Origin of the sequence: Nocardiopsis alba DSM 43377, from assembly GCF_000341225.1 — a bacterium.
GTDB classification, from domain to species: Bacteria; Actinomycetota; Actinomycetes; order Streptosporangiales; family Streptosporangiaceae; genus Nocardiopsis; species Nocardiopsis alba.
Genome location: NZ_ANAC01000011.1, coordinates 417129 through 438422, shown reverse-complemented (window position 1 = coordinate 438422; position 21294 = coordinate 417129). Strand labels below are relative to the sequence as shown.

Here is a 21294-nt window from a genome sequence, read left to right as displayed (position 1 = left end):
GCCCTTCGCCCCGGGAACGTACTCCCCTGTGACGGGCCCGAGGGGCGGCCGGTTCGGGACGGGGTCCGGGCGATCCTCCACCCGGACCCTCTCACGTCAGACCAGGCCCAGCGGTCCGCTCGGCGCGGGCGCGAAGGCGCGCTCGACATCGGCGTCGTCGACCTCGGCCAGCGTCGACGGCGTCCAGGCGGGGTTCCGGTCCTTGTCGACCACCTGGGCCCGGATGCCCTCGGCCATGTCCGGCCCGTTCAGGGCGGCGCAGGAGACCCGGTACTCCTGTTCCAGGACCTCCTCCAGGGACCCGGCCCGCCGGGCCCGTCGGAGCGCGGCCAGAGTGGTCTTCACCGAGGTCGGCGACCTGCTCTCGATGGTCGCGGCCGCCTCGGCGGCCTCCGGGGCGCCGTGGGCGCGCAACCGTGCGACGATCTCCTCGGCGTCGTCGGAGGCGTAGCAGGCGTCGATCCACTCCCGGTCGCGTTCCAGCGTGCCCGCCGCGGGCTCCTCGACGAAGCGGGCCACCACCTCGGCGATGGCGCTCTCGGAGTCGATGGCGGTGAGGGCGACCGCCAGTTCGGGCAGCCGCTCGGACGGTACGTGGTGATCGGCCAGGCCCACGTGGACGGCGTCGGCCGGGCCGACGGCGGTAGAGGTCAGGGCGAGGTGGGTGCCCAGTTCTCCGGGGGCGCGGGACAGCAGGTAGGTGCCGCCCACGTCCGGAACGAACCCGATGGTGGTCTCGGGCATGCCCACCTTGGAGCGCTCGGTGACCACACGAACGCCTCCGTGCGCGGAGACGCCGACACCGCCGCCCATGACCACACCGTCCATGAAGGCGATGTAGGGCTTGCCGTAGCGGGCGATCCGCGCGTTGAGCAGGTACTCGTCCCGCCAGAACCGCGCGGCGCGGTCGTCCCCGGCCAGAGCGCTGTCCCGCATGGCGCGGACGTCGCCGCCCGCGCACAGGCCGCGTTCACCGGCGCCGTCGATGAGCACCGCGACGACCGACCCGTCCTTCTCCCAGCCGTCGAGGGCGTCGGAGAGCATGAGGACCATCTCGTGGTCGAGGGCGTTGATGGCGCGGGGGCGGTTGAGCGTGGCGCGGGCCAGAGCGCCCTCGACCCGCAACAGCACCTTGGAGTCGTCGGTCATCGGGCGGCCCCGTCTCGTCCACGGACGATGGTCGGGTTCATACTCATGATCTCGTCGGTCCCTTCCGGATCTCGAACACACCCTCGGGTCGCGCACGATCCTCTCAGGGGCCGTCCCGTCGGGGCGGTCCGCCCCCGGAAGGTCGCCGCGGCTCCCCCGCCCGGCGCGTGAGCACGACGTACGACCCGCGACCACGGCCTCGTTCCCGGGGTCGCGGGTCCTCGTCGATCATCCTCCGAGAGAGCGCAGCAGCCCGTGGGCCTCCTCCACGTGTGCGGGGTGGGCCTCGGGGCTCTCGGCGAGTCTCATGGCGGTGAGTTCGCAGGCCATCGCCGTGTGGGCCGCCAGAACCGCGACCTTCTCGACCGCTCCGGCCTCGACCAGGGCTCCGGCCAGCCGTAGCGCCCGCTGTTGGCGGGTGAGCAGGTAACGGGATCTGAGGTCGACGCTCTCCCGGAGCAGCCGGGCCAGGACGGCCGAGTGCGCCGGAGAGAGCACGGCGTAGGGCTTGGTGACGGTGTCGGCCTCGCGGAGCAGGGCCAGTGCGGCCCCGAGGTCGGAGCCCAGGGGGCGACCCGCCTTGTCGCGCACGTAGGCGCACATGCGGTCCACCTCGTCGCACTCGTCGGCGAAGAGCACCTGTTGTTTGTCGCCGAAGTACCGGAAGAAGGTGGTCCGGCCGACCTCGGCCCGCTCGGCGATGGCCGCGACGGTCACGTTGTCGAATCCGTGTTCGGAGAAGAGTTGGAAGGCTGATGACACGATCATGGCCCGCGCCTTACGGCGTTTGCGCGCGTGGAGCGTGTCGGAGGGGTGTTGCATGAGGCGACCCTATCGATGGAACTCGGTACTTCTCGGTACGCGGGACCGACCATTGGGACGGTGGTCCCTAAACGGACGCGGAAGATCGAGGTGGCGGGAAATCGTCCGGGCTGTTCTAGGGATGGGATGCGTGCGGCACCCGAAGGCCTGGAGGATCTTCGGGGCACCGCTTGTTGGCCCGGGATTTTATTGCAAAGCGTTGGGAGACCGACAACCGCCTTCCGCTGAACGACGAAACCTCTGATCGGAAAGGGTTCCCCCCTGAGGGAAGTTATCCCTCCGGAGGGGTCTCTTTTCCGAGCGGCGCGAATAAACCACCTCGAGTAAATCGTTCGGGTTCCTAACTATTGACTTTTCCATGCGTCCGGAACCCGCCAACCAAGGACATATCTACACCTTCCGGACAGGCTCCCCCGGGGAACCACGGGTGAACGACCGGCGAATGTCACACCCCTGTGTCACAGTGGAGATCTAGGTCACATCATGGGGGGCGTGATGACGTATCTGCTGATCATCGGAACGCGCAAGGGCCTGTTCACCGCGCGCAGCGAGGATCGACGTTCGTGGGAGGTGCTCGGACCGCACCGGCTCGACGAGAACGACGACGCCGGAATGAGCCCGGTCTACACGGTCGGGATCGACCCGCACACGCACCGTCTGCTCGTGGGGACCGAGAGCTGGCACTTCGGCCCGAGCGTCTGGCACAGCGACGACCTCGGCCGCACCTGGACCGAGCCCGGCACCGCGCCGATCGCGTTCCCCGAGGACACCGACGCCTCCCTCGTCCGCGCCTGGCAGTTCGCCTTCGGCCCCGAGCCCGGAACCGTCTACGCGGGCGTGGAACCGCACGCCCTCTTCCGCTCCACCGACGGCGGCGACCACTTCACCCTGGTCCGCTCGCTCTGGGACCACCCGCACCGGGCCGAATGGTTCCCCGGCGCCGGAGGGGCCGCCATCCACACCGTCCTGCCCGGCGTCCTCGGCTCGGGTGAGCGCTTCCCCGAGGCCATCACCGTGGCCATGCCCACCGGAGGCGTCTACCAGAGCTCGGACGACGGGGAGAGCTGGGCGCCCACCAACCGGGGCATCTCCGCCGGGTTCCTCCCGGACCCCGAGCCCGAGTTCGGCCAGTGCGTGCACAAGGTGACCGTCGCGCCGGACGGTTCCTTCTACGCGCAGAACCACCACGGGGTCTATCGCAGCGCCTCCCCCGCCACCGAAGGGTGGCGGCCGATCGAGACGGGGCTGCCCACCGACTTCGGCTTCGCGATCGTCGCCCACCCGCATCGGGCGGAGTCGGCCTTCAACTTCCCCGTGGTCAGCCAGGAGGTGCACCTGCCACCGGAGAACCGGCTGCGCGCCTACCGCACCGACGACTCCGGGGAGAGCTGGCGGGCGATCGACGCCGGACTGCCCGAGGAGCCCTACTTCGGGATCGTGCTGCGCGACGCGGCCTGCACCGACGGGGCCGAGGTGCCCGGGTTCTACTTCGGGACCCGCAACGGCGACGTCTACGCCCTCACCGACGACGAGGAGCGCTGGCACCGTGTGGTCGCCCATCTGCCCGACGTGCTGTGCGTCCGGGCCGCGGAGGTGTGAGATGCGGGTGATCGTGCACCTGCCCGGTCTGTTGCGCTCCGACGCCGACGGGGCCGCCCACGTCCCGGTGGAGGTCGACGGCCCCGTGGCGTTGCGCGGGGTCCTGGACGCCCTGGTCGCGCGTCATCCGGGGCTGGATCGCAGGATCCGGGACGAGCGTGGGCTGTTGCGCAGGTACGTGAACGTGTTCGTGGACGAGGACGAGTGCCGGACCATCGGTGGTCTGGACGCCCCCGTCCACGACGGTGCCGACGTACGCCTGCTGCCCTCCGTCGCCGGCGGCTAGGGAGTGTTCTAGGCCGCGGTTCCGGTGCCGCCCGCGCTCGGAGCGGACGCCACGGCCTCCGTCTCGGCCACGCCCGTCTCGCGCCGCCGCATCGGCATGGGGCGCAGGTGGACGAGGCTCCTCCAGACCCACTCCAGGGGGCCCAGCCGGAACCGGCCCAGCCACCAGCGCGCGACCAGGGCCATCACCACGAAGTAGGTCACGCCCAAGGCGTAGTGGGCGAGCGTCGGGAGCTGCCCCTCGAAGGGCTTCAACACCAGGAACACCGCCGTGCTCGCCAGGTAGACCGTGAGCGTCATCCGCCCCAGCGGGGTCAGCGCCCCCAGGGCCCGGGCGACCCGGCCGTCCCGGCGGACCAGCCACCACACCAGTCCCAGGTAGAACAGCGCCCCGCCCATACCGGTGAAGGTTCCCGAGAGGGAGGTCATCATCTGGGCGCCCGGCTCGATCACGGGCATGCCCTCGGGGGTCATGATCGGCACCCCGTCGGCGTCCATCCTCATCGGGAAGAGCAGGTCGGAGCCGAAGAGGACCACCAGACCCATGACCTGCATGAGAAGGCCCGACCAGATCATCCGGCCGATCAGCCGGGTCCGCCCGGCGAAGTCGGGGTCGAGTTCGGGACGGCGGGCCAGCCACACGCCCACGCAGAAGAAGCCGAGCGTCTGCGGCACCAGGACGATCAGGACGCCCAGGTCGGCGCCCCCGAGGTCCAGCCCGTACTCGAACAGGGGGGCGACGGCGAACAGGCCGACCGCGGTCCAGAGCGGGCGCGCGACCGACCCCCGCAGCAACAGCGGCATCAACGGAGCCAGGAACAACGCGGTGATCGAATAGTGGGTGAGGATGTCACCGGAGAAGACCAGCAGGTGCGGGACGCCGAAGAGCACCCCGAGGACCGCGTAGCGGCGCAGCATGAGCACCAGGGGACGGCCGCCCCGACGGGTGGCGGAACGCCAGGCCAGGACGGCGCCGATCCCGAGCAGCACCATGAGCATGGCCCGGGCCTTGCCGGACATGATCAGGGTCAGGACACCGTCCACGATCGAGGTGAGGGTCCCCGTCTCCCGTTCGCCGACCATCTCCGCCGTGAAGGCGACGGCGGTCACGTTCATCATGACCACGCCGATCATCGCCAGCGCTCGGGCGACGTCCAGGAACGCCACTCGTTCCGTCCGGGCCGGAGGGCGCGCGACCGCGCCCTCGTGTGTCGTCGTGTCCCCGTCCTGGGGGGAGCGGACCGCTTCGTTCATGGGACTCCTCCTCGTCTGCCCGACGAGCTTCGCTCGGCGAGGGTCCCGCGCACATCGACCGAACAGCGGAAAGGTCCGACACCCGCTAGTCCTTTCGGCGGATGTCGACCCCGGCCCGGCGACCTAGTCTGGCCACCATGGCATTGAGCAGGTACCTTCCGTTCGACGCCCGGCCCGTCCTCGGAGCGCGCACGGGGGCGTTCCTGGTGTTCCTGGCCATGGCCGCGTTGTGGTCCCTGGATCTGAGGACGGTCCTGTCCTCGCGGCGGATCACCGACTGGATGGGGCCGCCGCACTCGGCCATGGACTTCGCCCCGGTGATCTCCGGGGCGGTGTGCGTCGTCCTCGTGCTCCTCGTGCTGTGGCCGCCTCGGGGGCACTGGACCACCTTCGTCGTCGGGGCCGCCGTCCCGCTGGTCGTCATCACGACCTCGGTTCTGCTGTGGCCGCTGCCCAAGGGCACCTTCGGCTATCCGATCGTCGCGTCCGAGGGCGTCGGCATGGTCGTGGCCGCGTCGCTGGTGGCCCTGCGCGGTCGGGTCTGGCAGATGCCGGTGGTGGCGACGCTGGTCTTCCTCGCGGTCTGCTCCGACTACCTGCGCGAGCCCTACGTCCTCGACGCGGAGAACGCCCTGCTCGTGGCCGTGCTCGGCCTGGCCCCCGGGCTGTACCTGCGCTGGCGCGCGGTCGACCGTGACGCCCGGGTCCGGCGGATCCGTGCCGAGGAACGGCTGGCCATCGCCCGCGATCTGCACGACGTGGTGGCGCACGAGGTGACCGGGATCGTGGTGCGGGTCCAGGCCCTGCGCCACGTGGCCGACCGCAGACCGGAGATGGTGCGGGAGGCCCTGCCGGAGATCGAGGAGGCGGGCGGCCGGGCGCTGGAGTCCATGCGCGGGATGGTCTCGCGGCTGCGCGGCCCCGAGGAGGCCCCGCTCGCCCCCGACCCGGCCGAGGGTCTGGCGGCCTTGGCCGCGCCGGCCTCGCCCGGCCGTCCTGAGGTATCGGTGCACGCGGACGCCGACGTCGCCGATCTGCCGGTGGAGGTGGGCACGGCGATCCTGCGTATCGCCCAGGAGTCGGTGACCAACGCCCTGCGCTACGCGCGCGGAGCGGATCGGGTCACCGTGGTGGTGGAGTCCGACGACGACACGGTCCTGCTCCGGATCACCGACGACGGTCGGGGAGGAGCACGGAGCGGTGGGCCCTCCGGAGGCGGGCACGGTCTGGTCGGCATGGCCGAGCGCGCCCGCATCCTGGGCGGTACGTTGTCGGCCGGGCCCGACGGATTCGGGCAGGGCTGGACGGTGCGGGCGGAGATCCCCGTATCCGGAGAGAGGGAACGAACACGGTGACGATTCGGGTACTGCTCGCCGACGACCAGCAGATGGTCCGTACGGGGTTCCGTTACATGTTGGACGCCGAGGACGACATCGAGGTGGTGGGCGAGGCCGGGGACGGTGTCGAGGCCGTCCGGCTCGCCCGGGAGCTGCGTCCCGACGTGGTCCTCATGGACATCAGGATGCCGGGGATCGACGGGCTCTCGGCCACCCGTCGGCTGGCCGGGCCCGGTGTGGTCGACCCGTTGAAGGTGGTCGTGGTCACCACCTTCGACATGGACGAGTACGTGCACGCGGCGTTGACCGGGGGCGCGGTCGGCTTCCTCCTCAAGGACGCCGGACCCGCGCTGCTGATCGAGGCGGTGCGGGCCGCGGCCCGTGGGGACGCGCTGGTCTCTCCTCGAATCACGGTCCGGCTGCTCCGGCACTTCGCCGAGGCGGGGGCGCCGACCCCGGCCCCGGACACGGGCGGGTTGACCCCGCGCGAGCTGGACATCGTGCGTTCGGTGGCCCAGGGGCGCACCAACACCGAGGTCGCCTCGGAGCTGTACGTCACCGTGAGCACGGTCAAGACGCATCTGGCCCGGGTCCAGGAGAAGCTGGGCGCGCGCAACCGTGTGGAGGTGGCCGCCTGGGCCTACCGCAACGGCCTCATGGAGTGAGCGGAGAGTCGTCCCGATCGGCCCGCTTGACGAAAAAGTAGGCGGGTTCTGACCCTTATCGCCCGTGTCGTCCACGTACCACCGAATACACGAAGCGTGATGATCGTGGTGGAGATCGTGCCGCCGATACGACTGTGAGGGAATGACCTATGGCCACCATGCGCGCGGCCCGGTTGAACATCACCGATCGGACCCTGAGCGTCACCGACGTCCCCCGTCCGACGCCGGGCCCCGGTCAGGTGCTCGTTCGTGTGAAGGCCGCCGGGGTGTGCCTGTCCGATGTCCACCTCATCGACGGCGGCCTGTCCCCGCTCTACCTGAAGGGCGACACGGTCACGCTCGGTCACGAGGTGGCCGGGGTCGTCGAGGAGACCGGACCGGACGTCACCGACGTCTCCGTCGGCGACCGGGTCGCGCTCCAGGCCGGCGAGCACGATCGCCGCGGCCGGGTGCTCACCCGAGGGGTGGACTACGACGGCGGGTGGGCCGAGTACGCGTTGGCTCGCGAGGACACGCTCGTGCCGATCCCCGACGATCTCCCCTTCGAGCAGGCGGCGATCATCCCGGACGCGGTCTCCACCCCTTGGGCGGCGGTCACCACCACCGGCGACGTGCGTCCCGCCGAGGCGGTGTGCGTGTGGGGCGTGGGCGGGCTGGGCGCCCACGCCGTCCAGCTGCTCCGTCTGGCCGGGGCCGCGCCGATCATCGCCGCCGACCCCGATGAACAGGCGCGTGAACGGGCGCTCGCCTTCGGCGCCGACGTGGCCCTGGACTCCACCTCGGCCGACTTCCTCACCAGGATCGGTCAGCTCACCCACGGTCGGGGGCTGGACGTCGCCTTCGACTTCGCCGGGGTGCCGATCGTCCGTGAACAGGCCGTCCAGGTGTTGGGGGAACACGGCCGTCTGGTGCTGGTGGGGCTGACCAACAAGCCGTTGGAGGTCCAGGACGGCACCCGCTTCAGCTATCTGAGGCAACAGGTCCTCGGCCACTACGGCTCCGAGGGCCGGGACGTCGTCCAGTTGGTCGACCTCGTACGCGCGGGCCGGCTGGACTTCTCCCGTTCCATCAGCGGGGTCTTCAGCCTGGAGCAGGCGCCCGAGGCCGTCGAACGCCTTCAGAACCGGGTCGGTTCCCCGGTCCGGCTGGTCCTTCGCCCCTGACCCGGATCGCACGACGCCGGCCGCCGCCGGGACCCTCCGGCGGCGGCCGCACCCGTGTGAGGACCGGTCTCCCTACCAGTCGGCCGGGCGGTAGTCCTTGAGGAAGCAACCGTGCAGGTCCTCGCCCAGCTCGCCTCGGACGATGGGGTCGTAGACACGGGCCGCGCCGTCCTCCAGGTCCAGCGGGGCGTGGAAACCGGCCTCGGCCAGCCGCTTACGCTCCGGGTGCGGCCGCTCGTCGGTGATCCACCCGGTGTCGACGCTGGTCATGAGGATGCCGTCGCTCTCCAGCATCTCCTCGGAGCTGGTCCGGGTGAGCTGGTTCAGAGCGGACTTGGCCATGTTCGTATGGGGGTGGCCCGGCCCCTTGTAGCCGCGGTTGAAGACGCCCTCCATCGCCGACACGTTGACGATGTAGGTACGACGGGCCGAGGAGGCCGCCAACGCCGGGCGCAACCGGTTGACCAGGAGGAAGGGCGCGCTCACGTTGCAGAGCTGCACCTCCAGCATCTCCACCGGGTCGATCTCTCCGGCCCTTCGGGTCCAGCTGTTGACCGGGGCCAGGTCGGGCACCAGGCCGCCCGCGTCGATCGCCCCTCCCGCGTGGGCCCGGTCCGGGTGGGCGGCGCCGGTGGTCAACGCCAGCGAGGTCAGCATCTCCGGGGTCAACGTGTGCGGGGCGACCCGGGCGATCTCCGTCTCGTCCGCGCTCTCCAGCGCCTGGGGGCGCACTCCACCGAGCACGAGGGGTTCGGGGAGCCCGGTCCCGGTCAGCGGCTCCGCCTCGGCCGCGATGAGCGGCGCGTAGGAGTCGGGAGAGCGCCGCACGGTCTGCGCGGCGTTGTTGATGAGGATGTCCAGTGGCCCCCGCTCCGCCACCGAGTCGGCCAGCCTCAGCACCTGGCCGGGGTCGCGCAGGTCCACGCCGATCACCCGCAGCCGGTGCAGCCACCGGTCGCTGTCGGGCATGGCGGCGAACCGGCGCACCGCGTCGTTGGGGAAGCGCGTGGTGATCGTGGTGTGGGCGCCGTCGCGCAGCAGCCTCAGGGCGATGTACATGCCGATCTTGGCCCGGCCACCGGTCAACAGGGCGTTGCGCCCGGTCAGGTCGGTCCTGGCGGCGCGACGTTCCCGGTTGAAGGCCGCGCACTCCGGACAGAGCTGATGGTAGAAGGCGTCGACCTCCTGATACTTCTGCTTGCAGATGTAACAGGGGCGGGCCTTGCGCAGGACCCCGGCCAGGGCCCCGGCGCTGCCGCTGGTCAGGGCACGACCGTTGGTCTCGTCGTCGATCCGGTCGGGTGCCGCCGTGGCCGTGGCCGCGAACACCGCCGCGTCGTGGACCTTTCGAGACTCCCTGCGTTCCCTGCGCCGCCGCTCCTTGAGGCTCTTGAACAGTCGGGCCGTGGCCCGCTGCAAGGTGATCGAGTCGGGGTGGTCGTCGGGCAGTTCCTCGGAGCTCGCCAACACCTCCAGGCACACCCGGAGTCTCTCCGGGTCGATACCCTCGACCGTCGTCCGCCCCACCGTCTCCGTCATCTCCGCACCCGTCGCCGTTCCCGAGCTCGTTCTCAGATCATCAGGAACCCTATGCGCAGGAACCGGCCACCGAGGACACACGGAGACCGCGCGCTCGCCGACCGGAGGCCGACGACGTCTTCTCCGAGGTCACACCATATGATCACGACATGTCGACCTCATCCCCCTTCGATCACTCTCGTCCCTCGGACACCCCGCGGAAGGACCCGGTGGCGGAGAAGGGGGATACAAGGCCCGTCGGCTGTGTTCCGACGCTCCTCACCTTCCTCACCTGCGGCGCTCTGGCACCCTTCACCTTCGCCTACATCGGTCTGCGCCACCGGCACAAGGGGGCCCTGGTCGGAGCGGTCTGTGCCTTCCCGGTCTTCCTGTACATCGGCCTCGGCGACGAGACCACCGTGCTCTGGAAGAGCGTCGCCGGCTGCTACATCGTGATCACCCTCATCGCCTCGTTCCTCCTGTACGGCGCGCTCGCGAACGAGGGCGCCCCGAAGGCCCCCGCCTCGGAGGACGACCCCGGGAACGAGCGGTGGCGCGGTGGGATCGACCACGAGAGCCCCGTGGACGCCTCCGTGCGGGAACGCAACGAGCGGGCGATGAGACGCGTCGCCGCCGGGGTCCGGCTGCGCGCCGAGGCGCGAAGACTCCTGGAGGAGGATCCGAGGGCCGCTCGCGAGCTGGGCGTGGGGCGTCCGGACCTGGACACCGGCTACGACGACGGCGGGCTGGTGGACCTCAACCGGGCCCCGGTCGAGGCGATCGCCGATCTTCCCGGGCTGACCCACGAGCAGGCCCTCGCCCTGGACCGGGCCCGTGCGGCGGCCCCGTTCCTCTCCCTGCACGACGCGCTGATCCGGGCCGACCTCCCACCTCACCTGGAGGACGAGATCCACGACCACGTCGTCTTCTGAGACCGCGGGTGGGTAGGTAGAGGGGACCCGGCCCCCACCCCCTTGGAGCCACGATGACCGGACGTCCCGAAGCCCTGGTGTTCGACGTACTCGACACGCTCTTCCCGCTCGGCCCCCTGGAATGGCGGTTCCGCGAGGCCGGCATCCCTCGCGTCCTGATCGCCCGCTGGTGCGACCACCTGATGAGGGACGCGTTCGCCCTGGCCCTTCTGGGCGAGGAGTACGGCTTCGAGGACGTGGCCAGGGGATCGCTGCGGGCCATCACCGGCCACCAGGTCGCCCCGGCCGCCGAGGACGCCATCGTCGCCGGTCTCACCCGGCTCGAACCGCGCCGTGAGGCCGCCGAGGCGCTCTCCCTGGCTCGGGACGCGGGTGTACGGACGGTGGTGGCGAGCCCTCTCGACGAGGCCGGGACCCGGTCGCTCCTGGAGCACGCGGGTCTGGATGTGGAGGTGCCGCCGACGACCGGTACGAGGGTGTGGAGGCCTTCTCCGTCCGCCTATCGCTCCGTCGCCGACGCCTTGGGGGCGGGGCCGGGCCGGTCGGGTCTGGTCACCGCCCACGGTTGGGACGTGGCGGGCGGGCGGGCCGCCGGTCTGGTGACGGGCTGGTCGTCCCATCTGGAGGGGCGTTTCCCCGAACTCTTCGGCGAGCCTCACGTCCGGGGGCACGACCTCGTCACGACGGTCGAGGCCCTCCTGGTCTACTTCTCCCAGGAGGGGTCGTAGTGGGGGTGGCCCCGGTAGACGGCGGCCAGGTGTTTGATGGCCAGTCGCCAGGCCAGGAGTTCCGACCAGGGGTCGCCCTCGACCTGAGCCCCGGAGCCGTCGATGATGCGCATGCTCGCGCCGTGCGCCTCGGTGTAACCCTGGAGGATCCCGCGTTTGGCCGTCACCTCGGCCAGCGCTCGTTCGCGACCGCGTGATCCCACGGGCACGGCCTTGGACGCACGTTCGTCCTCGTCCAGACGTGCCTTCAGGAACTCGACGATGGTCAACGGACAACTCCTCCTCTGTGCCTCCAAAGTCCTACATTCGGTTCAGTATCTTGCATACGACTCTTTCGAGCCACCCCGGCCGCCCGCTCTCACGGCCGGTCCCGGCTATTCGCAGCCCTCGAACTGCGGCACGTTGTAGGTCCGCTCCTCACCGTTCTCGTCGAACTCCTCGATACCGGTCCCTTCGAACCACTTCTCGAACAGTTCCTCGGCGGTCCCGTCCCGGTACATCGTGCTGATCGCCTCGTTGACCCTCTCGCAGGCGGCCACGTCCCCGTAGGGGAGCCCCACCCCGTACTTCTCGTCGGTGAAGGGGTTGTTCACCAGACGGAACTCGCCCGGATACTCGGTCATGAAGCCGGCCAGGATGAGGTTGTCGGTGGAGACCGCGTCCACCTCGCCCTCGGCCAGGAGCTCGATGCACCGGCTGTAGCTCTCGATCTTCGATTCCTCGCGCACATCGATGCCGAGGCCGGCGGTGATACGCGAGGTCGAGTAGGAGCCCTCTCCCTGACAGATGGTGCGGCCCTCCAGATCACGGGCCTCGAAGACCTCATCGTCGTCGGCGCGCACGAGGATGTCCTGTTTGGCCACGTGGTACGGACCGGCGAAGGTCACCCGGGTCTTGCGTTCGGGGGTGATGGAGTAGGTCGCCACCACCATGTCGGCCCGCTCGGGCGTCCCCGTGGGGTCGGTCTCGGGCGTGGGGGACCCGCCCGGCCCGGGTCGGGCCAGGAGACCGTCGCGCCGGGCCGAGGTGGTGCCGATGAACTCCACGTCCTCGATCCCCATGTAGTCGGCGATGTAGCGGGCCACGTCCACGTCGTAACCCTCCAACTCCCCGTCCTCGCCCCGGTCCCCCAGCCTGGGCTGATCCTCCTTGACCGCGATGACCAGGGAGTCCGCGTGGATCAGGGACTCCTCTTCACGGTCGGCGGAGCAGGCCGAGGTCACCGACAGGACGGCGACGGCCAGGGCCGAGACGGACCTCGCCCGGCGATGTCTGAACCACATACGGCTGTTCCCCGTCTCTCGTCAGCGATATTCGGCGAGCCGCGGCCGGACCCCGGCCACCACCAGGGCCAGTAGGACCACGGAGCCGACCGGAAGGCCCCAAACCCACGGGGCCACCCTCGCCTCTCCACGGGCGATCGCGGCGTCGAACCGTTTCTCCCGGTGCTCGGCGATCAGCCCGTCCAAGGCGACCGTGTAGCTCTGGAAGGCCCCTTCCTCGGGATCGGTCTCACCCGGCCGTTCCTTCGGACCGATCACGCCCAACCGGATCTCGATCGCCTTCTCCAGGTCCCCGTCCCTCATGGCCTCGCGCATCTCCCGATCCTCGGCCTGGAGATCGTCGTAGGCGTCCAGCACCCGGGCCAGTCTGGCCTCCTGTGCCGCCGAGGACCGCTCCTCGTCCCCCCGGCCCAGGTAGCCGAGGGCCCCCGGGTCGTTCTGGAGTCCTTCGAGTTCCTCGGGGGGCTCGGGGAAGGCCTCGGCCACCTCTCCGACCCTCTCGTAGTAGTCCTCCAGGGTGTCCGCCGGGCGGAACAGCACCTGTTGGGAACGTTCCAGGTAGACCTGTTGGTGGTTGTCGGCGCGTTCCACGTCGATGAGGTAGCGGCTCTGGTCCGCCTGCATGTCCATGCTGACGGCCCCGGCCCGGGCCAACGCCATGACCTCCTCCAGCCCCTCCTCCTTGGCGATCCTCTGCTGTTCGGAGCCGCTGCCGAGCGTCCAGACGACCCCGACGGCGAGCAGGATCGTTCCGGCGCTCGCGATGAGCAGGGGGATGTTGAGGAGGCGGCGGAAACGTGCTCTCAGATAGACCTGGAGCCCGACCAGGAGCACGAGCGCGGCGATCCCCCCGGCCCCCACCCACACCTGGCCGAGGAGCATCGAGGTCCGACCCTCCTCGTGGTCGACGCGCACGATCGCCGAGGATTCCAGGCCCAGGTTGAAGGCCTTGGGCAGGAGTTCCTCGTGCATCACCCGCGTCGCCTGCCGATAGGCGGCGAGGGCCTCGGGGTCCACCTCCCCGGGTGCCGCTCCGGCCATCTCGTTGAGTCGAAGCGCCTCCCCGACCAGCCGCTCGTAGGCGCCCATCCGGTCCAGGACGGCCCGGATGTTGTGATCCTGGGTGGTCCCGCCCTCGTTCTCCGACCCGACGTTCTCGTCATCGTCGTTCGTGCCCTCGTCCGCCCCGGCCTCGGCGCGCGTCACATCGCCCCCGGCCTCCCCGGTCCCTTCGGTCTCGTGGGTGGCGCTCGCGCTCGCCTCCGCTTCGGGGGCGGCCTCGTCGGAGGTCTTGCTCTCGGCGAGCAGGGCCGCCTCGAGAATGGCGTCACCCGCCTCCTCCCGGTTGGCCTCGTACTGTTTCAGGGCCCCCTCCCTCTGGGGTTGGAGGGCCTCGTCGGTACCCATGAGCAGCAGGTCGGCGACGCAGGCGTCCATTCCGGCCAGCGACAGATAGAGCTCGGTGGTGGCCATCGCCTGGGGGCCCGCCTCCTCTCCGAGAAGGGAGAGACTGCCCCGGGCCCGATCGAGCGTGACGGCCGAGGCCGCGAACAGCCCCACGATGGCGACGACGCAGAGGAAGGAGAGCGTCCACACCCGCACAGGGGTGGTGCGCAGGGCGGCGAGCGCCCAGGCCCGGCCGCCGCGCAGTCTCCGGACCGAGAGGTCCGTGATCGGGCGCGGGGAGACGCCCTGTTCGGGACGTCCCGCTCCCGACTCTGGTTCGGGGGACTTCAACGGCTCCACCCTTTCTGGAGGATGATGACGGTCCATGCGCCGAGGTAGATCCGGTCGCCGTCGTTGAGGGGGACCGCCACGTCACGACCGATGGGGTCGGCGGTCCCGTTGATCGTGGTCCCGTTGGTCGAGCCGGGGTCGATCAGGGCCCAGGTCCCTCCGGGGCGGGCCAACAGGACCGCGTGGATCTGGGAGACGGCGGGATCCCCCCCGGTACCGCCCAGATCGATCTCCGGCACGAGACCTCGGGCGCGGTTCCCCCGACCGACGCGCACCCGCTCTCCTTCGAGGGGCACCCCGCGTCGACGGAGTCCGACCGGGAAGACGATCCGTTCGGGGTCGAGCATCCCCTGGTCCACCATGTACTGGTAGTAGGCCGGGTCTGCGCCGACGATCGCACGCCAACGCGCTCCCCCTCGGCCGCCCTCGTTCACGGGGGGTTCGGCGGCGCGGGCGGAGAAGTCGTACCCGCACTCCTCGCAGAAGCGGCCGATCCGGGGCGTGCGGCACTCAGGGCAGGGGCCTCCTCGTTGCGCGGATCCGGGGGGCGGGGGGCGGGGCGGTCCGGCGGGACCGTGCCACGCCGGGGTGGGGGGTGTGTCGGACGGGGCCCGAAGGCGTCGCCCACAGATGTCACAGAAGTCGATGGCCGTGGAGTGATGCCCGGACGGGCAACTCGGCATGGGTCCCTCCTACACGGGTCCGGGGGTACCGTCGCCGACCCGTCCGTTCATCCGGGGTCGTGTGCGTACGGTCCGAGTCGAGTCGATGTCGAGGGTCATCTCGTCGACCTTGTCGACGCCGGGTTTGAGGCGGACGGTCCCGGTGGACGGATCGAGCACGTCGACGACCCGTCCGAGCAGCCTCTGCGTCTCCTCGTCCCCCGCCCCGTGCGCGAGCTCCACTGCGCGTCCGAGCCGAGTGGTGGCGGTCGCCTCGTCTCCTCCGCGCCGGGCCGCGAGCCCGTCCTGGATCGCCCGGGCCATCTCGACCCGGCCGGTGTAGTGGGCCACCCGGTTGTGGATCCCGGTGGTGCGGTCCTCGTCGGCGGTCCATTCGGCGAGGATGTTCCCCGAGGCCGGGATCCGGTCCTGCTCCGGTGTGGGGCCGGGCAGGACCACGCGCACCCATCCGGCGCGCAGGCGTCGACCCGGGGCTCCCGGTTCCACCTCGACGCAGATGTGATAGTCGCGGTTCTCGGTACCCCACGATCCGGTGGGGTGGTCGCGGGCCATCGGGACCCGTTCGACACCGCGTTCGGTGAGGTCCTGGACGGTGGGCGCGACCTGCTTGACGTAGCGCACGATGGAGTTCTTCGGGGTCCACAGCCGTAGCGCCACGTCGGCCACCGTCTTGCTCATGGAGGTCCGGGTCATCGCCCGGAAGTCGGCCGCCATGTCGGCGGGATCGGCGATGATGTCGGGGCCGGAGCCGAGGAACGCGGAGTCGATCCGGCGCAACTCCTCCACGTCCCAGTCGGTGCCCACACCGCGACAGTCGCAGACGAACGCGCCCTCGAACCGCCGGAGCACCTCCTCGAAGGAGTCGAACATCTCGTTGTTGCGACCATCGGTGAGAAGGATGGCGTGTTTGATGCCGTCGACACCCTCGAACAGGCGCGCGGCCCTGGTCAGCCAGACCCCCATCCGAGTGCCTCCGTCCGCCTCCAGCCCTCTCAACGCCTCCAGGGCCTCGGCCCGGGTCGAGGCGTCGAGCTCCACCGTCCGTTCGTCACGGGGGTAGATCATCCGCGCCTCGTGGGAGCCGCCGATCACCGCGAACCGGACCCCGTCGCGCAGCGTCTCGACGGCCGCGCGCGCCGCCCGTCCGGCCGCCTCGATCTTCTCGCCGTACATGGAGCCGGAGGTGTCGACGATGATCACCTCGCAGGCGCGCACGGAGGGATCGACGGACTCCGGCCCCCGCGAGGACACGTTCACGATGGCGTGCACCTGCCCTCCGCCCGGCGGCAGGCAGGGGTTCTGGAGGACCTCGACCCGGAACTCCGGTTCGGTGCCGAGGTCAGGCGTGCGCGACACGGGCACCTCCCGGGGATACAGGGATGACGACGACCGTGATGTTGTCCTTGCCTCCCGCCCGTAGGGCGAGTTCGACGTAGGTACGCGCGGCCTCCCGAGGCCGTTCGCCGGCGTGGGGCACGGCCTCGGCCAGCTCACGCGCCTCCGGGTGGTAGTTCCAGAGACCATCGCTGCACAGCACGACGGCACCCGGCCCGGTCGGGGCCACGGTGGACACGTGCGCGTCGATCTCGCCCGAGTCCGCCCCCATCCATGCGATGAGCGCGTGGGCGTTGCCCGAACGCATGGCCTCCTCGCGGGAGAGGGCTCCCATCTGCACCATCGCCTCGCTCCAGGAGTCGTCCCTGGTGAGCAGGGTCGAGGGGCTGGAGCCGGGGCCGTCGGCGAGCCAGTAGGCGCGACTGTCCCCGACCCACCCCACGGTGACCGTGCCCGCTCCGGGGTCCACGACCGCCGACACGAACGTGCAGGCCGGGGCCGAGGAGGGGGAGTCCGCGATGGCGGAGACGGCCCGTGCCGCGCGGGTCATGGCCTCACCGGTGGCCTCGCGGGGCTCGACGCCTCGACGCATCCCTTCGGCGAGCACCGCCACGCCCGCCTCCGCGGTGACCCTGGAGGCCTCGTCCGAGCGGGGCGAACTGGACACCCCGTCGCACACGACGGCGACGATGGTGCCCGGAGCGTGGGGGGCGTCGTCCGCGACCGCGCGGATCGCCATGGCGTCCTCGTTGCGCCTGTGTCGCAGCCCCCGATCGCTCACCCCGTGGGCCACGCCCGCCCGCGTCTCGACGTGGTCGCGCCCCGAGGGTTGCAGGAGGGCGCACTTCTCGCAGTAGCCGGTGACGACCCGTCCGGGACACCAGGCGCAGCGGCCGGGGTCGTCCGTCGAGGACGCTCCACCGGTCGAGGGGCGAGGCCGTTCCGCCTCGGTCGGGGCGGGGCCGCTCCCCCGCTCCGGTCCCGGAACGACGGTGTCGCGCCGGATGTTCAGGGTGACCTGCGCGTCGGGTTCCTCGCGAAGGTCGTCCGGGGTCGCCCCGGCCAGACTCTCCTGGGGGACGGTGGGCATATCGTCCAGGGACAGCACCTTGGTCTCCTGCGCGTCCCCGTTCGAACGCCCGTCCCGCCCGGCCTCCGCGGAGGCACGCGCGCGCACCTCCTCCGGAAGACCGCGGCCGCAGCCCTCGCAGAAGACATCGCCCGCCGACACACGGTCGGAGCATGCGGGACACCGCACCATCGTCATCGCCGTTCCTTCGCTTCTCACCACAGCGTCACAGGGCGCCGGGAGTTCGCCCTGTCGACGAGTCGGTAGCGTTCCGCGAGCCTCCCGGACCGATGCGCCAGAGAACGGTAGCGCCGTTCCAGGTCGGTCCGGACACCCCGCGAGGTGAACGGGCCGCCCAGGAGCAGGCCATCGGGCGGAGGGGCTCCCCCCTCCTCCAGCCAGGCCAGGGCCGACTCCAGGACCCGGACCGCCAGCCGGTCGGTGGACTCCCCGTCCAGGCCGAGCCGCTCCAACCGTTCCCCCGCCCTGATGAGGTCGGTGCCGTCACCGTCCTCGGTGGCGAGCAGGGAGATCAGGGCGGTCTGGGCACGAACGTACAGGCTGGACAGTTCGGGCACCGTGTCCAGGACCCGCAGGGCCGAGGCCCGATCGCCCTGGGCGATACGGATCCGGGCCAGGCCGAAGGCGGCGCTCACATAGGAGTGGTCGGTGGACCACACCGTCGCGTACTGCCGGGCCGCGATCTCGTGCTCCCCCGTGCGTTCACAGGCGATGGCCAGTCCGAGCTTGGGCGCGCTCTCCCCGGGCAGATGGGCGTAGAGCTCGTCGAAGTGGTCCCGTGCCTCGTGGAAGCGCCCCATGCTCAACTCGGCCACGGCCAGGTACCACATGGTGCGCCAGTCGCCGGGGATCGTGGTGCTGAACCTCTGGAGGACGTCGAGGGCGGCGCCGTGGTCGCCGACGGCCAGCAGCGCCCGGGTGAGGGCCAGCAGCGTCTCCGGGGTGAGCTCCGTGGCCGATCGGAGGGTCGGGATCAGCTCGGTGGCGGGCATGCCCGCGAAGCCGCGCAGGAGCTGCGCCGCGGGGTCGGACTGGTCGATCAGGGGCGCGGGCAGCAGGGCGGAGGCCTCGGTGGGCGAGGGCGGGGCGAGCACGCGGTCGACGTCGCGCGTCCCGGTCTCGGCGCCGCCGGTGTAGTTCTCCGGACCGAAGAGCACCGAGGCCGCGGCGTGGGGCGTGCCCTCGATGTCGGAGAGGACCTCGCGCAGCACCCCGGTGAGCTGATCGGCCATGTCCCCCGCGTCGTGGAAGCGGACGTCGGGCGACAGGTGGGTGGCCCGGCGAAGGAAACGGTCGAAGGACTCGTGGCGCCTGAGCAGGGGGGCCTCGTGCGCGGACGGGAGGCTGTGGAGGTGCTCGCGGGAGAAGGGGAAGTGGAGGGAGAGCACGGCCAGGGTCCGGCCCACGGAGTACAGGTCCGCGCTCACGCTGGGTCCGGGCCCCCGGAGCTCGGCCTCGGGGACCCGATAACCGGGGGTGGTGTAGACCGGGCTGACGGTGTCGTCCATCCGTCGGACCCCGCCCAGGTCGATGAGCTTGATGAACTCCTCGCTCTGGATGACGTTGTCCGGCTTGAAGTCGCAGTAGAGCAGGCCCCTGGTGTGCAGATGGCCCAGCGCCCTCAGACACTCCAGCCCATAGGCGATGACCTGTTCGACGGGTAGGACCTCGGTCCCGGTGCCCTGCTCCCTGCGCTCCTCCAGAAGTTGCCGCAGGGATTTGCCCCCCACGTACTCCATGACGATGTGCCCGCCGGGGATGCCGGTGCGCGGGTCCGGATGTTGGGAGAAGTTGATGATCTTGACGATGTTGGGGTGCTCGACCTCGGAGAGGAAGGCGCGCTCGGCCGCGGCCGCCTTGTGCGCCTCCGCGTCTCCCGCGTTGAGCAGCCCTTTGAGCACGACCCACCGGTCGTTGACGTTGCGGTCCCGGGCCAGATAGATCCAACCGAGCCCGCCGTGGGCCAGGCAGCCGAGCACCTCGTACTGCCCTCCGACCACGTCTCCCCTGACCAGTTTGGGGACGAAGGAGAACTGGGTGCCGCACTGGCGGCAGAAGCCCTCGGTGCGCCCCGGCCGGTCTCCGAGGGCCCGACCGACCTGATCGCCGCAGCCGCCGCAGAAGCGGTTCTTCTCCGACACGACCGGCGCGACCATGATCGCCTCGGAGGGGTCCTTCGTCGGGACCGGCGGGATCTGGACCAGACCCATGCCGAGCATGCCGCGCCGGGCGCCGCGCCCGAGGGAACGTACCCCGCGCCCGCCGTCCAAGGTGTCGGAGACGCTTCCGGGGTCGGATCGGCCCGAGATCCGGATGTCGTCGGAACCGATCGGATGCGAGAACGCGAAGGGTTCGCCGGGGCTCGGCACCGGCGCGGGGCGCCGCGGCCCCTGCTCCCGGTCCGTCCCGACGGGCTCCAGCCCGCACACGTCGCAGAAGCCGTCCTCGATCCGCCCCCGACACCCGGGGGACGCGCACTCGCTCATCCGCTCGCACCGTCCCGGTCCCCGGCCTCGTCGTCCGGGTCCCGGCCGTTCGCGAGTTCTCGGAGCGTCCTGTCGTACACGGTCAGGGCCGTGGTGGCCGCCCTCAGATCGCTGGGCGCGCTCCACAGTTCCCAGTGCGCGCGTACGTACGGGGCGACGAGACGACGGTGGCCGTCCAGCCCCAGACGCGCCGCGAGGGCCCGGCAGGAGTCCAACCGCCCGCGCAGTTCCGCCCGGCGCTGAAGGAGTTCGGTGAGGACCCGACCCTGCTCGCGGAGGGCGTCCTCGACGTCGTGGACGGCCTGCTGGATCCGGCCCAGCCGGCTTCCCAGCTCCCGCCAGTCTCCCCGGTCGCGCAGCTCGTCCATCTCGGCGACCGCGGCCCGAAGGCCGGGGACCGGGTCGAGGCGTTCGCTCGCCTCCGGAGAGGAGATCTTCTCGACCACGCGGGCGCGAAGCCTCTCGGTGCGCAGGGCGGCCTGTTCGACGTCGTCGATGGCCCAGGTGAGCCGCCGGACGCTCTCCTCATAGGAGTCGCGCATGCGCAGGGCGTCGCGGAGCTCGCCGCGTGTCCGGTCCAAGGCGTCCCGGAGCAGGAGCAGCGCGGAGGTGTCCACACCGTCGTCGACGACCAGGGCGAGCGGGTCGCCGTGCACGGTCTCCCCGATCCGTTCCAGGTTCTCCCGAAGCCCTTCATGGGCGTCCGCGGGCAGCTCGACCATGTCCGAGAGGGTGCAGACCTCCTTCCACATGGCCTCCAGCTCGCCGAGCCTGGGTTGGAGGACGTCCCACGCCGTCTCGATCGCGGAGACGGTCTCCGTGACGGCCTCGTAGTCGCCGGTCATCCGGGCGACCGCTTCGGCCGGGGCGACGTTCTCGCCCGTGGGAAGGGCGACGGACGCACCGGTGAGGAGGAGATCGAGTTCGGCCCGTGGATCCTCACCGCCGGCACCGCGTACGTGAGCGGCTCGCTCGACCACGGCGGAGAAGGCCTCGTGGCTCTTCCACAGGCGTTGGACCCGGGCGATCTCCGGTTCCCAGCGGCGTCTGGTCTCACCGGTCAGATCGGCGCCCTGGATCAGGCGATAGGCCCCGTGCCGGTCCAGTTCGGCGAGATCGAGGGCGACGCGCGCCGCCTCACCGCGAACGCGGTTGAGCGCGTGATCGATCCCCTCCCAGCTCATGGCCGGTCTGTCGAATTCGGACGCGCTCGCCACCTGCCGGATCA

At 70.9% G+C, this 21294-nt stretch carries 19 protein-coding genes; 7 read left to right on the top strand and 12 right to left on the bottom strand.

The genetic code is table 11. From position 1 onward, the window contains the following. Positions 1 to 96: 96 nt before the first annotated feature. Both D451_RS0111805 and D451_RS0111800 read right to left on the bottom strand, forming a co-directional pair. Positions 97 to 1149: an enoyl-CoA hydratase/isomerase family protein gene (locus D451_RS0111805; protein ID WP_017534559.1), complete on the bottom strand. Its 1053-nt coding sequence runs from the start codon at positions 1147 to 1149 to the stop codon at positions 97 to 99. 228 nt (positions 1150 to 1377) lie between these two features. Further along, complete coding sequence (locus D451_RS0111800) at positions 1378 to 1971, bottom strand: TetR/AcrR family transcriptional regulator (protein WP_017534558.1); 594 nt, start codon at positions 1969 to 1971, stop codon at positions 1378 to 1380. Between the two features lie 495 nt (positions 1972 to 2466). Here D451_RS0111800 and D451_RS0111795 point away from each other — a divergent pair, with 495 nt between their 5' ends. Further along, positions 2467 to 3570: a WD40/YVTN/BNR-like repeat-containing protein gene (locus D451_RS0111795; protein WP_026125003.1), complete on the top strand. Its 1104-nt coding sequence runs from the start codon at positions 2467 to 2469 to the stop codon at positions 3568 to 3570. Position 3571: 1 nt separating this feature from the next. Continuing rightward, positions 3572 to 3856 (top strand): MoaD/ThiS family protein, encoded by a 285-nt coding sequence (locus D451_RS0111790; protein WP_017534556.1) that lies wholly within the window; start codon positions 3572 to 3574, stop codon positions 3854 to 3856. An 8-nt stretch (positions 3857 to 3864) separates the two neighbouring features. Here the strand turns inward: D451_RS0111790 and D451_RS0111785 are convergent, their stop codons facing one another. Next, on the bottom strand, positions 3865 to 5109 hold the full coding sequence (locus D451_RS0111785; RefSeq protein ID WP_017534555.1) for a DUF418 domain-containing protein: 1245 nt from the start codon (positions 5107 to 5109) through the stop codon (positions 3865 to 3867). A 137-nt stretch (positions 5110 to 5246) separates the two neighbouring features. On the opposite strand from D451_RS0111785, the gene D451_RS0111780 reads away from it, so the two are divergent. From D451_RS0111780 to D451_RS0111770, 3 genes are all read left to right on the top strand, one after another. Continuing rightward, the gene (locus tag D451_RS0111780; RefSeq protein WP_017534554.1) at positions 5247 to 6464 is read left to right on the top strand and encodes a sensor histidine kinase; all 1218 of its coding nucleotides are present in this window, start codon (positions 5247 to 5249) and stop codon (positions 6462 to 6464) included. Further along, the gene (locus D451_RS0111775; protein WP_017534553.1) at positions 6461 to 7111 is read left to right on the top strand and encodes a response regulator; all 651 of its coding nucleotides are present in this window, start codon (positions 6461 to 6463) and stop codon (positions 7109 to 7111) included. The genes D451_RS0111780 and D451_RS0111775 overlap by 4 nt, the downstream gene beginning before the upstream one ends. 149 nt (positions 7112 to 7260) lie before the next feature. Further along, complete coding sequence (locus D451_RS0111770) at positions 7261 to 8274, top strand: zinc-binding dehydrogenase (protein WP_017534552.1); 1014 nt, start codon at positions 7261 to 7263, stop codon at positions 8272 to 8274. 72 nt (positions 8275 to 8346) lie between these two features. Here the strand turns inward: D451_RS0111770 and D451_RS0111765 are convergent, their stop codons facing one another. Then, positions 8347 to 9813, bottom strand: a complete 1467-nt coding sequence (locus D451_RS0111765; protein ID WP_026125002.1) for an SDR family oxidoreductase — start codon at positions 9811 to 9813, stop codon at positions 8347 to 8349. A 149-nt stretch (positions 9814 to 9962) separates the two neighbouring features. Here D451_RS0111765 and D451_RS0111760 point away from each other — a divergent pair, with 149 nt between their 5' ends. Further along, positions 9963 to 10724 carry a hypothetical protein gene (locus D451_RS0111760; RefSeq protein ID WP_017534550.1) on the top strand — a complete coding sequence of 254 codons (762 nt, stop codon included), beginning with the start codon at positions 9963 to 9965 and terminating at the stop codon, positions 10722 to 10724. Between the two features lie 53 nt (positions 10725 to 10777). Further along, the gene (locus D451_RS0111755) at positions 10778 to 11452 is read left to right on the top strand and encodes an HAD family hydrolase (protein ID WP_017534549.1); all 675 of its coding nucleotides are present in this window, start codon (positions 10778 to 10780) and stop codon (positions 11450 to 11452) included. On the opposite strand, the gene D451_RS0111750 is transcribed toward D451_RS0111755, so the two are convergent. The 8 genes from D451_RS0111750 to D451_RS0111715 form a co-directional block, all read right to left on the bottom strand. After that, positions 11428 to 11721 carry a DUF6221 family protein gene (locus tag D451_RS0111750; protein ID WP_014910635.1) on the bottom strand — a complete coding sequence of 98 codons (294 nt, stop codon included), beginning with the start codon at positions 11719 to 11721 and terminating at the stop codon, positions 11428 to 11430. The two genes, D451_RS0111755 and D451_RS0111750, sit on opposite strands and share 25 nt — an antisense overlap. A 105-nt stretch (positions 11722 to 11826) precedes the next feature. Then, a complete protein-coding gene (locus D451_RS0111745; protein WP_017534548.1) occupies positions 11827 to 12735 on the bottom strand; it encodes a transporter substrate-binding domain-containing protein in 909 nt (302 codons plus the stop codon). 21 nt (positions 12736 to 12756) lie between these two features. After that, positions 12757 to 14508 (bottom strand): hypothetical protein, encoded by a 1752-nt coding sequence (locus D451_RS0111740; RefSeq protein WP_036568006.1) that lies wholly within the window; start codon positions 14506 to 14508, stop codon positions 12757 to 12759. After that, positions 14469 to 15155 carry an FHA domain-containing protein gene (locus D451_RS28265; RefSeq protein ID WP_026125000.1) on the bottom strand — a complete coding sequence of 229 codons (687 nt, stop codon included), beginning with the start codon at positions 15153 to 15155 and terminating at the stop codon, positions 14469 to 14471. Before D451_RS28265 ends, D451_RS0111740 begins: the two co-directional genes overlap by 40 nt. A 9-nt stretch (positions 15156 to 15164) precedes the next feature. After that, entirely contained in the window at positions 15165 to 16511 is a 1347-nt protein-coding gene (locus tag D451_RS0111730; protein ID WP_017534545.1) for a vWA domain-containing protein, read from the bottom strand. Further along, positions 16495 to 17757, bottom strand: a complete 1263-nt coding sequence (locus D451_RS0111725) for a PP2C family protein-serine/threonine phosphatase (RefSeq protein ID WP_014909997.1) — start codon at positions 17755 to 17757, stop codon at positions 16495 to 16497. Before D451_RS0111725 ends, D451_RS0111730 begins: the two co-directional genes overlap by 17 nt. 17 nt (positions 17758 to 17774) lie before the next feature. After that, the gene (locus D451_RS0111720) at positions 17775 to 20066 is read right to left on the bottom strand and encodes a serine/threonine-protein kinase (RefSeq protein WP_017534544.1); all 2292 of its coding nucleotides are present in this window, start codon (positions 20064 to 20066) and stop codon (positions 17775 to 17777) included. Beyond that, complete coding sequence (locus D451_RS0111715; protein ID WP_241463322.1) at positions 20063 to 21250, bottom strand: hypothetical protein; 1188 nt, start codon at positions 21248 to 21250, stop codon at positions 20063 to 20065. The genes D451_RS0111720 and D451_RS0111715 overlap by 4 nt, the downstream gene beginning before the upstream one ends. Positions 21251 to 21294: the final 44 nt, after the last annotated feature.

Excerpts from the sequence above, each read along its gene's own strand:
- D451_RS0111765 (WP_026125002.1), bottom strand. The coding sequence starts at position 9,813 with ATGACGGAGACGGTGGGGCGGACGACGGTCGAGGGTATCGACCCGGAG.
- D451_RS0111720 (WP_017534544.1), bottom strand. The coding sequence starts at position 20,066 with ATGAGCGAGTGCGCGTCCCCCGGGTGTCGGGGGCGGATCGAGGACGGC.
- D451_RS28265 (WP_026125000.1), bottom strand. The coding sequence starts at position 15,155 with ATGCCGAGTTGCCCGTCCGGGCATCACTCCACGGCCATCGACTTCTGT.
- D451_RS0111740 (WP_036568006.1), bottom strand. The coding sequence starts at position 14,508 with ATGGACCGTCATCATCCTCCAGAAAGGGTGGAGCCGTTGAAGTCCCCC.
- D451_RS0111755 (WP_017534549.1), top strand. The coding sequence starts at position 10,778 with ATGACCGGACGTCCCGAAGCCCTGGTGTTCGACGTACTCGACACGCTC.
- D451_RS0111760 (WP_017534550.1), top strand. The coding sequence starts at position 9,963 with ATGTCGACCTCATCCCCCTTCGATCACTCTCGTCCCTCGGACACCCCG.
- D451_RS0111715 (WP_241463322.1), bottom strand. The coding sequence starts at position 21,250 with ATGAGCTGGGAGGGGATCGATCACGCGCTCAACCGCGTTCGCGGTGAG.
- D451_RS0111785 (WP_017534555.1), bottom strand. The coding sequence starts at position 5,109 with ATGAACGAAGCGGTCCGCTCCCCCCAGGACGGGGACACGACGACACAC.
- D451_RS0111790 (WP_017534556.1), top strand. The coding sequence starts at position 3,572 with ATGCGGGTGATCGTGCACCTGCCCGGTCTGTTGCGCTCCGACGCCGAC.
- D451_RS0111800 (WP_017534558.1), bottom strand. The coding sequence starts at position 1,971 with ATGCAACACCCCTCCGACACGCTCCACGCGCGCAAACGCCGTAAGGCG.
- D451_RS0111725 (WP_014909997.1), bottom strand. The coding sequence starts at position 17,757 with ATGACGATGGTGCGGTGTCCCGCATGCTCCGACCGTGTGTCGGCGGGC.
- D451_RS0111805 (WP_017534559.1), bottom strand. The coding sequence starts at position 1,149 with ATGACCGACGACTCCAAGGTGCTGTTGCGGGTCGAGGGCGCTCTGGCC.
- D451_RS0111795 (WP_026125003.1), top strand. The coding sequence starts at position 2,467 with ATGACGTATCTGCTGATCATCGGAACGCGCAAGGGCCTGTTCACCGCG.
- D451_RS0111770 (WP_017534552.1), top strand. The coding sequence starts at position 7,261 with ATGGCCACCATGCGCGCGGCCCGGTTGAACATCACCGATCGGACCCTG.
- D451_RS0111780 (WP_017534554.1), top strand. The coding sequence starts at position 5,247 with ATGGCATTGAGCAGGTACCTTCCGTTCGACGCCCGGCCCGTCCTCGGA.
- D451_RS0111745 (WP_017534548.1), bottom strand. The coding sequence starts at position 12,735 with ATGTGGTTCAGACATCGCCGGGCGAGGTCCGTCTCGGCCCTGGCCGTC.